This is a genomic window from Pseudoalteromonas sp. TB25, assembly GCF_000497995.1.
GTDB lineage: Bacteria > Pseudomonadota > Gammaproteobacteria > Enterobacterales > Alteromonadaceae > Pseudoalteromonas > Pseudoalteromonas distincta.
Genome location: NZ_AUTI01000036.1, coordinates 1 through 1,819 on the forward strand (window position 1 = coordinate 1; position 1,819 = coordinate 1,819).

The following is a 1,819-nucleotide window of genomic DNA, read 5'->3' on the forward strand; positions in this document are numbered from 1 at the left end:
TTGCCGCTGCAAACACACCGGTTAACCATGCTGGCATTACATCACCTACAATTCGACCATAAGCAGCGTCGCCAATATCGCCGTAAAGTTTAAACGAAATGATACCCGGTAATACCACAATGGCAGGGACGATTAAAAAACGAATTCCCGCTGCGGCAAATATACCTTTTTGCGCTTCTTTAACATTAGGAGCAGCCATGGCTCGTTGCGTAATTGTTTGGTTAGTACCCCAGTAATACATTTGAATAAAGATCATACCGGTTAAAAGTGTTGGCCATGGAATAGGTGAATCAGCATCGCCGATGAGTGTTAAGCGCTCCTCAGGAATACCCGTAAAGTCATAATCAATCGCATTTAGTGCTAAAAACACCACTAAAACAGCCATACCCAGTACCAGTAAGCCGTTATAAGTATCAGACACTGCAACTGCACGTAGACCACCAAAAAACGCATAAATAGCACCTACAATGGCAAATGCGGTGGCAATATACATTAGCGGAATATCAACCTTAAACATGGTTTGCATAAACAGCGCACCTGAGTAAATTACCGCTGGCATGTAAATAAGTGCATTACCTAAAAAGAATAATCCCCCAATAACAGCGCGAATATGTTTGTTGTTATAGCGCTTTTCTAAAAGCTCTGTGGTCGTTGTACAGTTGTATTTATAATAAACAGGAATAAACACTTTGGCTAAAATAATTAAGCCAATAATCGCCGCAAGCTCCCACCAAACAAGCAAAGCCATTTGGTTACCATTCATACCCACTAGTTGGTCGGTACTTAAGTTAGTAAGTGTTATTGAACCTGCAACAAACATCCAAGTAAGGCCACCGCCCGCTAAAAAATACTCTTTGGTTTGGCTTTGTCCGTTATTACGATTTTGGCCTCGGCATTTCCAATAAGTAAGGCCACCAATTAAAGCGGTGACAAAAACAAAAACCACCAGCTGTAAAATGTTATCTGACATGTGTGTGTCTCCTACGCGTTACGCGCAATGTCTGTGTAATAAAAAAGTGCACGCTACAGCGCGTGCGCATCTCGACTTAGTTCTAACTTAATTTGCTTTAAAGGCATAAGTTCGGGACGTTGGTTGTGCAGCTTTACCAATGCATTTAACTGAAACAGTGAAATAAGCATACTGTTAAGCACACTTAGGTAACCTTGCTTGTGTAAGTTTGCAACGGTATCGCTATCTAAAGTTTGCAGTTTGTCTTCATCAACGGTGCTCAAACCTTGAATAGTTTGGGTTTCGCCTTGTTCAAACTGCAATACAATATCTATGTTTTTAATAAGCCCTAAGCGCGCTACTTCTTGGGTAAATTGATACGTTTGATAATCATTTTTTAAATCGCTCTCAAGTAGCTTTTGCTGTGAATTTAAAAATAAGCTTGGCTTACCTTTAGCATCAAATAGTGCCTCGCCTTGCTGCGTATTTACGGCTGAGCTTTGATCATCAATCGCAATAAAGTAGTCGCTGCTATTTGCTTCACGGGTCATTAAATAAAGAGGGTGAGTTTGTATACATACCGGTGTGTAAAGTGCCTGCCATTGGTTGTTATTAACCAATAAACTTTGACCTGCACTAAAGCTGGTTAACGCTGATACGGTATAACTACCATTTTGTGTATTACGTGCTAAAAAAATAGGTAAGTCGCAGGCTGCTTTTGCCACTTCGTTAGCTCTTAAATTAACTAAATGCTGCGTTTTTGCATATTCAACACCTGCATTAGGGTTAATTTTTAATGTTTGGTGTTTGGTGTTTACTAGTTCACTAATAGCCATAGTTACACATCCTTAAACTGGGTTAGCCGCTAAC

General features: G+C 40.2%; 2 protein-coding genes. Both read right to left on the reverse strand.

Annotated features, from left to right (window positions below; genetic code table 11):
- On the reverse strand, positions 1 to 970 hold a 970-nt coding region (locus tag L652_RS0100675; protein ID WP_024603184.1), incomplete at its 3' end, for a sodium:solute symporter.
- A 53-nt stretch (positions 971 to 1,023) separates the two neighbouring features.
- Positions 1,024 to 1,785, reverse strand: a complete 762-nt coding sequence (locus L652_RS0100680) for a SapC family protein (protein ID WP_024594649.1) — start codon at positions 1,783 to 1,785, stop codon at positions 1,024 to 1,026.
- Positions 1,786 to 1,819 lie beyond the last annotated feature (34 nt).